The following is an 8,578-nucleotide window of genomic DNA, read 5'->3' as shown; positions in this document are numbered from 1 at the left end:
CAGTGCCATCTAAAGTGGCCAGTGACAGCAGATCAAACATACCCTCGAGTATGATCAGTTGACTCTTGTTATATTGGAGGTAGGTATAGGATTTAGGGCTGCTACCGTTCTTGAAAAGCTTGTTCCGCAGTTCCCAGCCTCCCTTAATGTTCTCCAGTCCAATGGCAAAAAAACGGTTGTCCTTATACTGATACCAAACCTCTTTGCAATACCGTTTGGCCACTGTTATCGGAATGTACCGTAAGCTCAGATATTCAACCAAGGCTGGGTGCATGATGTCCCGGACTTTTACAATGTCTATTTTTGTTTCTTTTTTATTGAAAATTGGTCGCTGCTTAATTGGTCTGATTGCCATGCCAGCATCCAAGAATTCCAAAGTTTCCTCGATCGAACATTTTAAGACCCGGCTTACCAGATCGATCACGTTCCCCCCAACACCCTCACCATGGTCATACCATCGGTTCTTTCTCTTGGACACCTTCAAAGAGGCTTGTGTTTCTGACCTGAAAGGACTCAGGAACCAAGCGTCTTGTTCCGTTTCCCTTTTGGGAAAGTGCCCCAGTTTTTCCAGTGCCTCTGTCACTGGAAAATTACGGGCTGTTTCACAATTTATTTTTCTTTTCATTGGCCAATGTGTTTTTATGTGTTTTTTTGATGTTTTGATGATTTCATCCGTTAAGCCCCATAAACAGTGCGTTTTCTCAGTCATCAATGTGTCATCGTTTCATCATTCTCGGTTTTTATAAGTACTATCTTGTCATCATTATTTTTTTTGATGACAAAATGATGAACACATGATGACGGCCTTGCCCCAACAAATACAGTGGGTTCCTCAACCTGTCATCAAATCATCAAAATTCTGGGTCAAAAAAGATTTTTCAACCGTGAAGTAGCGCCCTTTGGCATCGACGAGATTGATGTCGCCGTCCGACCAGATGACGAATTTCCGGTAGCTGTTTGAGTTGCCCTGGTTGCCCAGTTTCCAATCTCTTTTGAGCATGCGCCTAAGCTGTGTCAGATCCGTTTTCACCCTGGTCTTATTAAGGGCCATTACGGCGTCCATGGGACAAAAGTCCACAGAGACCAAATCAAATTTTTCAATGACCCCCATGAGAATACTCGCCAGTTCCTTTTCGACCCGGTTGCGATTGTTCTGCACCAGCCTTCTCAAGGCCTTGGTCCTGATCTGCTGGGGCGTAAACCACATACGGGTCTGATGCCTTGAATTTAGTTTTCGCTTTGACAGATAATACAGAAAGGCAGGTACCTCCTCAATTAATTTCTCTAGAAAATTGATCTGCTCCTCTTCCAAGACGGGCACTTTTATCACCCAGAACCGGGTCTCGTTGGCATCTATCTTTATAAAGCTATCCTCATTGTTGCTGCACAAGATGAACTTTCCAAAGAACTCCACCTCTCGCTTGTCCTTGCCCTTGGCCTCCAGTTTGTTGATGTTGGTGGTGCTCAGGTACTTGATCCGCTCCGTGAGCTCTTCCTTGTTGAACAGTACCTCGTCAATACAGATCAGCAGCTTGTTTGCCCAGTCTGCATTGAACTGGCTGCTGAAGCTGTCGTTGGTCAGATAGGTCAGGTTGTTCTCGAAGATCGCCTTGAGCCATTTCAGGAAGGTGCTCTTTCCCGTGGAGCGTTCCATGGAGACCAAGCAAAGGATCGGCAATACCTGGATGGGTTTGGTATAAAGTAATTGCAGGTAGTCCAGTCCCAGTTCGTATTGCTTTCCAAAAATGTGCCTGACAAACTTAAGTGACAGTGATGTGCCCCCTTCTTTGGGCATTTTGCCCAACGGGGAATAGATATTGTAGAATCCCAGGTATTCCTGTTTAAAATCAATATGGTTGGGGATACAGGTAAACCCATCGTATTTGGGAACCTTGCTCAAATGGTCCTTGCCATGGTCCTGTTTGATGGTCTCCATGTTCCAGTGCACAAGGATCTCGTTAAAATGGCCTGCAATGGTCGGGGCCTTGACACGTTTGTAATAGGACGTGCCCACACGTATGTATGGTGTCTGTTTCATAAGAATGGTTTTAGCGCCTTAATTGGATTAAGGTGTCATTGTGGTTAAATGAAATTGTTACCGATGTGCTCTATGGCGCATGGCATGGGACAAGGCCTCGGCCTCAATGTCCTGTTGTGATTTGCGCTTGTTCTGGAGCAGCCAGTCCACGAGTTTCCTCTTCTCGAAAAAGAGCATCTTGCCGTTGGGCTTGGAGTGCGGGATCTTTCCCGAGGCTGTCAGTTTATATAGGTAGCTCCTGGATATACCTGTATAGTCACAGGCTTCGTCGAAGGTCAGTACCTCTTTGCTGCCAATCAGTAGTTTTTCCAAACGATCCAATCGTTCAAGGATTAATAAAGTGTCCATTTTTATTGTTTTTTAGGTTAATAAAATGAACAAAAGCGCTTTTGTTTTCCCTTATGGGATCATGGAAATAAAGGTATAGAACATTGCTGTTGAAAGAGGAAAGGATTTCAAATAGTTATCCACAAATATTTAATAGACAATAGATTAAATCAATTTATATCAAGTTTTATGACCATTAAAACTTGATTATTTTCTTTGACTTTTTATGAACTCAAATGGTATCAATCTTAATGAACAGAAAAGGAACGTTTCCGGGTTGTTTTAGAGTTGTTAACAATTGAGACAAAAGATTTTTAGAAAAGTTTGGATTTGAAAACGCATAAAACCAATTATTAGAATAGTATGTGGTTGAGAAATATAAAATATTATTTGAGTCAGTAAAATGTAAGATTTATTATATTAGTGCTATATTGGGGATATAGACAATTTTTTATATTTAATTGTTGCCATAAATACAAAAAAAAACGAATGACATTACTATCATCTTGGCTTGGAGTCGATTCTAGAAAGCCATCTTCAATTTACATCTTGAGTGACAGTCGGATATCTTGGGGAAACAAGGTAAATTTTGATTATGGAAAAAAGGTGTTTGGATGTAACAACTCACCAGACATTTTTGGTTATTGCGGAGATGTACTTTTTCCTTCGATAGTTTTGAACCAAATAATCAATATTGCAGACCACGGTTTGCTCTTTAAAGAAAATGCAACTTGTGAAGAAAAATCACAAGCGGTAATAAATAAGTTAATCCAGTCATTTAAAAATTATCCTAATGAGGTTAACGGAATAACAGCAAATTCGTTAGAAATAATTCATTGCAGTAGATATGACAAATTCAATTTCTATTGCAAAAAAATAAAATGGGAAAAATCAACTAATAAGTGGTCAGGAGAAACAATTGAACTTGGGGAACATTCTGATAAACTATTTGTTGTAGGTTCTGGATCATCTGAATTTCTAACCAAATATGAAAAATATTGGGAAAGTGAAAGTAAAAAAACAAGTCGGGCATTATTTCATTGTTTTACAGATACTTTAATTGACATTGAAAATAAATATTGTGGAGGAGCACCTCAATTAGTAGGCCTGTATCGAATTGGGAATGCAAGACATTATGGAATTATATATAAGGGAAAAAGATATTTCCAAGGAGTTCAAATCGATAATTTAACTAACTTTGACAATATCCAATGGAGAAATGAATTAATGGAGATATGTGATGGGAATTCAATGAAAATAAAAGAAAAGGCTCAAAGGCAACCAAATCCTTTAAGAGTATAAAGAAGCAAATCCCCAAACCGCTCTAAATTGAATTTTAAAGAAAAGCGGTGTTAGGTTCTGTCGGTGCGACTTGATGGACATCTGTCAAGTCCGCCTATTGGGGTAAAGTACTAATGGCAAGCCGTGTAAAAATAATTGCTTTGTTCTAGCCTACTAGCGAAAATACTCGAGGATTTTCTTTTTGGGCTGTATTTGCCAATTTAGGTGCTTAAACACGCAGCTAATTTTATAGAATCATGTTATTAGCAATAAAAAAACCAATCATAGCTAATGAAAATAACTCAATTCACAATTAATGAATTAGTGCCATATATAAATGGAGATGAAAATCTTCCAAGACGAAGTGGACCTCAATTAATAGCTCTTTTTAATAAGTTTGGAGCAAGAGATGTCTATGACGAAATGGGACTTCCTGATATTGGGAAAAAAAATGGTCATCGTCCATCAAGAAAAGAATACACAAGAAACAGAATTGAAAGTTTATCTAATACAACTGAACTTAGAGAACTACTACAAAACGTTTTTGATGAACTTGAAAACAAAGCTGATTCTGTTGATAATCTAAATGAAATACTCAATCCTGAAGGTTTTAGTGTTCTATTGAAAAACGGACAATTAATATTGCAAGGAGGAGTAATTATCAAAAGTAAACCTGTTGTTAATGAGGCACATTTTCAAGATATCCAAAACAGAATCTTAAATGTTCTAAATGAAGCTAAAGTATCAATTAGGGTTGTAATGGCCTGGTTCACGAATGATTTATTATTTGATAAATTAGTTGAGAAATATAATCAAGGAATAGATGTTAAAGTTGCTATTTATGATGACGGAATTAACAAAAAACATGGGATTGATATTTCAAAAGTTCCCCATGATTTAATAAAACGAGGTGTGCGTGGTGGATTAATGCATGACAAATTTTGTGTAGTTGACAATCAAATTGTTTTAACAGGTTCTTACAATTGGACTAATAATGCAGAATTTAGAAATGATGAAAATATTACTATTGAGAAGGACCCAGAACAAGCGACAAGATTTTCTCAGGAATATGTAAGGTTAACAAAATGAATTACTATTACCAACAAGCCGTATAAATTGATAGATTTAGCTGAACCAAAGTTAGTTGCTCATTTGCTAGCTTCTTTTTTTTCTTCGGAAAACCCATGCACACAAATACGCAACTTTCCAAGATATTCAAAACCGTTGTGTATCATGCAAATGACTGCAAAATTCGAAAATCGACACCAAAATTTTTATCAAATCAATATTCACCCAATCGTATCTAATTCCAATTTCGGAATCAAATTAGCTGCCTCTTTCATTTTCTTGTCTATTATTTTGGCATAAATCTCTGTGGTTCTAATTTCTTTATGTCCTAACCTTTTAGAAACCGTGTAAATATCCGCACCATTTTCCAACAATAAAACAGCATTTGTATGTCTAGCGGAATGAAATGTAATGTGTTTAGTAATTCCTGCCAACATGCACCAACGTAACAATTGAAGATTCATATGAGCACTATAACGAAGCCCTTTAAATACTCGCTCTTTATGATCTTTTCTTTCACCCAAAAGTTCCCTAGCCTGTTGGGAAATGTACAAATACTCCACACCATCGGTTTTCTTTTGTTGAAATACAACTCTAAATACATGGTTCCCGGAATCATCAATACCTTCCTCACGTACTTCTGACCATTTTAGCTTATTAACGTCAGACCATCTAATCCCAGTTAATGCTGAAAAAAGAAAGGCTCGTTTTAACAAAGGTATTGAACAGTCAGTTTGAGATAACTTTTGTAGTTCCTCCGATGTAAGATATTCTCTGGTAGATTCTCCCATGGAAAATCCTTTAACCTTCTTCATCAGATTTTCTTTTAAATAACCTTCATCAAATGCAGCATTCAAACAAGCCTTGAATTTATTAAAGTAGGTGTGCTTGGTATTTTGTGAAAGCTTCTTTTGACTCTTCGTAACTGCAACGTTATCAAGGTATTTTCTATATCCCTTAATGAATTCTACATCAACATCATTAAAAGTAATATGAGCAGGACAATACTGTTCTAAATGCTTTTGTGCAGCATCCCAATTATCATAATTGCCTTTCGTTTGGTAACGCTCTTCTTTCTTTTGTTCGTAAAAGGTTAAAAGAGTTGTTTTGCCTTTATGATTGTTTTGGATTTTGAACTTTCCTTGATAAATTTCTGCTTGCCGTATGGCTAGGATTTGTTCAGCAAGTTCGAGCTGTTCTTTATTCTTTTTCTTTTCGTCAGCAGTATTAGGAACCTGTATTAAATAGAGTTGGAGGTATTCGTAATCTCTAAGGTGTTTAATTTTTCCATTAGCTAATGTCTGGATACCATTATAATACTCAATGTATAAACTCAGTTTTCCTGTTTTTAATTTTTTCTTTCTTAGGTGGACTTTTATCATTGCGACACATTTTTTTGTGTCTCGTCATATTTGAGACACACGTGAGACACAATAAAAGTACGAAAATAGTTATGTCAACAGAAAACAAGATTTTAAAATTTATTAACAATCATTTGATTTACAATCATTTAATAATAAATGAAATTAAATAAAATTAAAATCTATTTCCCGATGCAGAAATTTGCAAATATGTTTCCTAACAAATCGTCATTGGTAATCTCACCTGTGATTTCCCCAAAGTGATATAATGCTTGTCGAATATCAATGGCCATTAAATCGCCGGACAAATCTGTTTCAAGACCATATTTCACCTTTTGAATATCATCAAAAGCTTTTAACAAAGCGTCATAGTGTCTTGAATTTGTAATGATAGTTTCATTATTTCTTAAAGCGCCTGTATTGATTAAATTGAGGAGTGTATTGGTTAATTCCTCCACACCAAAACCTGTTTTAGCTGACAATAGCTGGATATCCGGAATATCCATTTGCATTTTTTCAATCTGCTTGTCGTCAATTTGGTCGACCTTATTGGCAAGAATAATAAGTGGTTTTTGTGGGTATTTGTTTTTAATCTTCTCAAGTTCAACCTTAAATTGAGACCCCATGGATTGGAATTGGGTACTATCAAACAAATAAATAATTACTTGGGCCTGTTCAATTTTCTCAAAGGTCTTTTTTATACCAATACTCTCAACAACATCCTTGGTTTCTCGTATTCCCGCTGTATCAATAAACCGAAACCCTATCCCGCCTATTGAAATTTCATCTTCAATAGTATCCCTGGTAGTTCCTGCTATTTCTGAAACAATGGCACGTTCCTCATTCAACAGGGCATTTAACAAGGTGGATTTACCAACATTAGGCTCTCCAACAATAGCAACGGGAATGCCGTTTTTAATCACATTACCAACAGCAAAGGAATCTATCAATCGCTTTAAAACAAAGGTAATCCGTTCTATTAATGCCTTGAATTGGCTTCTATCGGCAAACTCAACATCTTCTTCAGCAAAATCAAGTTCCAGTTCAATAAGTGATGCAAAATTTAAGAGTTCTTCACGAAGTTTTGCTATTTCAGAAGAAAACCCACCACGCATTTGCTGCATGGCTATTTGGTGCGAGGCCTCATTATCACTGTTTATTAAATCGGCCACCGCTTCTGCTTGGCTTAAATCGAGCTTTCCGTTCAAGAATGCCCTTAATGTAAATTCCCCCGCCGTTGCCATTCTACAGCCATTTCTTAAAAACAACTGAATGATTTCTTGTTGAATGTAATGGGAGCCATGACACGATATCTCAACAACATCTTCACCTGTATAGGAATTGGGATTCTTAAAGACAGACACCAAAACTTCGTCAATGGTTTTGTTTCCATCAACAATATGACCTAAATGTATGGTATGTGTTTTTTGTTTGGATAAAGATTTTCCAGAAACCGATTTAAACTGTTTTTCAGCAATGGTTATGGCATCCTTGCCTGATAATCTTATAACAGCTATGGCACCAACTCCTGATGGTGTTGCCAAAGCCACTATGGTATCTTGATATATCATACAGCAAAAATACTAAAATTGAATGCTATTGATTGAATTGTACGAATAAAAGGATTTAATTAAGATACACCCCGTCATCCTTTAAAGTAATCAACTTCTGCTTGTATAAAGTTCCAATGGCTTTCTTGAAGTTCTTTTTGCTCATTTGAAGCTGCTCCCTAATCGCTTCGGGGTCCGATTTATCTGTGAGGTTAAGGTAGCCGCCATTATCATTAAGCTCTTTCATGATCAGATCTGCATTGGGCTCAATATTTCTGTATCCTATTTGTCCCAGCGCAATATCCAATTTGTTACCGGGACGAATTTTTTTGACAATTCCTTTCAGTTTGTCACCAATACTTAAATCCTTAAAAATAGCATCTTTATAAATCAACCCGGAATGAACTTTATTGACTATCACGTTCATACCAATTTCAGAAGGATGCGACACAATCAAATCTACCTCATCAAACTCCTTAACAGTCAGTTCTTTATTATCTAAAAACTGATTGGTTTTACTGGATGCCACTAACCTATCGGTCTTTTCATCTAAATAGCAATACACCAAATACCAACCACCTGGTTTCATTTTAAAAGCTTGCTCTTTAAACGGACAAAACAGTTCCTTTACCAATCCCCAATCCAAAAAGGCACCATAATCAGTAACTTGATTACAACGTAAAACCGCAAAATCATTGCGCTCTACATAGGGTTTATCTGTAGTTGCAACGGGTCTTTCTTCGTTGTCTAAATAGACAAATACATCAATTTTATCCCAAATCTTAAAGTTTTCCGGAACATATCTATTTGGCAATAACACCTCATTCCCTTCTTCATCAGCAATGTATAACCCTTGAGGGGTTTCACGTATAATCTCTAATGTATTGGTTTCTCCTAAATGTATCATTTTGCAAAGGTAGTGATATTAGTTTTTGGAAAATAAAAAAGCGTTA

At 36.7% G+C, this 8,578-nt stretch carries 8 protein-coding genes; 2 read left to right on the top strand and 6 right to left on the bottom strand.

Annotation, left to right across the window (positions count from 1 at the left end; genetic code table 11):
- From IEW94_RS16840 to IEW94_RS04300, 3 genes are all read right to left on the bottom strand, one after another.
- A partial coding sequence (locus IEW94_RS16840) for a DUF8464 domain-containing protein (protein ID WP_194446398.1) occupies positions 1-709 on the bottom strand: 709 nt, incomplete at its 3' end.
- A gap of 123 nt (positions 710-832) precedes the next feature.
- Positions 833-2,038, bottom strand: coding sequence for a primase-helicase family protein (locus IEW94_RS04305; RefSeq protein WP_188650381.1), 1,206 nt, complete (start codon positions 2,036-2,038; stop codon positions 833-835).
- 57 nt (positions 2,039-2,095) lie between these two features.
- Positions 2,096-2,386, bottom strand: a complete 291-nt coding sequence (locus IEW94_RS04300) for a helix-turn-helix domain-containing protein (protein ID WP_188650379.1) — start codon at positions 2,384-2,386, stop codon at positions 2,096-2,098.
- Positions 2,387-2,854: 468 nt separating this feature from the next.
- Between IEW94_RS04300 and IEW94_RS04295 the strand changes: the two genes are divergently transcribed.
- Positions 2,855-3,667 carry a hypothetical protein gene (locus IEW94_RS04295; RefSeq protein WP_188650377.1) on the top strand — a complete coding sequence of 271 codons (813 nt, stop codon included), beginning with the start codon at positions 2,855-2,857 and terminating at the stop codon, positions 3,665-3,667.
- Between the two features lie 270 nt (positions 3,668-3,937).
- Positions 3,938-4,735, top strand: coding sequence for a phospholipase D-like domain-containing protein (locus IEW94_RS04290; protein WP_188650375.1), 798 nt, complete (start codon positions 3,938-3,940; stop codon positions 4,733-4,735).
- 200 nt (positions 4,736-4,935) lie between these two features.
- Here IEW94_RS04290 and IEW94_RS04285 read toward each other — a convergent pair whose 3' ends face one another.
- The 3 genes from IEW94_RS04285 to IEW94_RS04275 form a co-directional block, all read right to left on the bottom strand.
- Complete coding sequence (locus IEW94_RS04285; RefSeq protein ID WP_188651329.1) at positions 4,936-6,093, bottom strand: site-specific integrase; 1,158 nt, start codon at positions 6,091-6,093, stop codon at positions 4,936-4,938.
- Positions 6,094-6,257: 164 nt separating this feature from the next.
- Positions 6,258-7,646 carry a tRNA uridine-5-carboxymethylaminomethyl(34) synthesis GTPase MnmE gene (gene mnmE, locus IEW94_RS04280; protein ID WP_188650373.1) on the bottom strand — a complete coding sequence of 463 codons (1,389 nt, stop codon included), beginning with the start codon at positions 7,644-7,646 and terminating at the stop codon, positions 6,258-6,260.
- 55 nt (positions 7,647-7,701) lie between these two features.
- Positions 7,702-8,532: a CvfB family protein gene (locus IEW94_RS04275; RefSeq protein ID WP_188650371.1), complete on the bottom strand. Its 831-nt coding sequence runs from the start codon at positions 8,530-8,532 to the stop codon at positions 7,702-7,704.
- Between the last annotated feature and the right edge of the window lie 46 nt (positions 8,533-8,578).

The sequence above is a fragment of the Yeosuana aromativorans genome (assembly GCF_014646655.1).
Lineage (GTDB): Bacteria > Bacteroidota > Bacteroidia > Flavobacteriales > Flavobacteriaceae > Yeosuana > Yeosuana aromativorans.
This window is presented reverse-complemented; position numbering and strand designations above follow the sequence as displayed.

Excerpts from the sequence above, each read along its gene's own strand:
- IEW94_RS04305 (WP_188650381.1), bottom strand. The coding sequence starts at position 2,038 with ATGAAACAGACACCATACATACGTGTGGGCACGTCCTATTACAAACGT.
- IEW94_RS04300 (WP_188650379.1), bottom strand. The coding sequence starts at position 2,386 with ATGGACACTTTATTAATCCTTGAACGATTGGATCGTTTGGAAAAACTA.
- IEW94_RS04295 (WP_188650377.1), top strand. The coding sequence starts at position 2,855 with ATGACATTACTATCATCTTGGCTTGGAGTCGATTCTAGAAAGCCATCT.
- IEW94_RS04290 (WP_188650375.1), top strand. The coding sequence starts at position 3,938 with ATGAAAATAACTCAATTCACAATTAATGAATTAGTGCCATATATAAAT.
- mnmE (WP_188650373.1), bottom strand. The coding sequence starts at position 7,646 with ATGATATATCAAGATACCATAGTGGCTTTGGCAACACCATCAGGAGTT.
- IEW94_RS04275 (WP_188650371.1), bottom strand. The coding sequence starts at position 8,532 with ATGATACATTTAGGAGAAACCAATACATTAGAGATTATACGTGAAACC.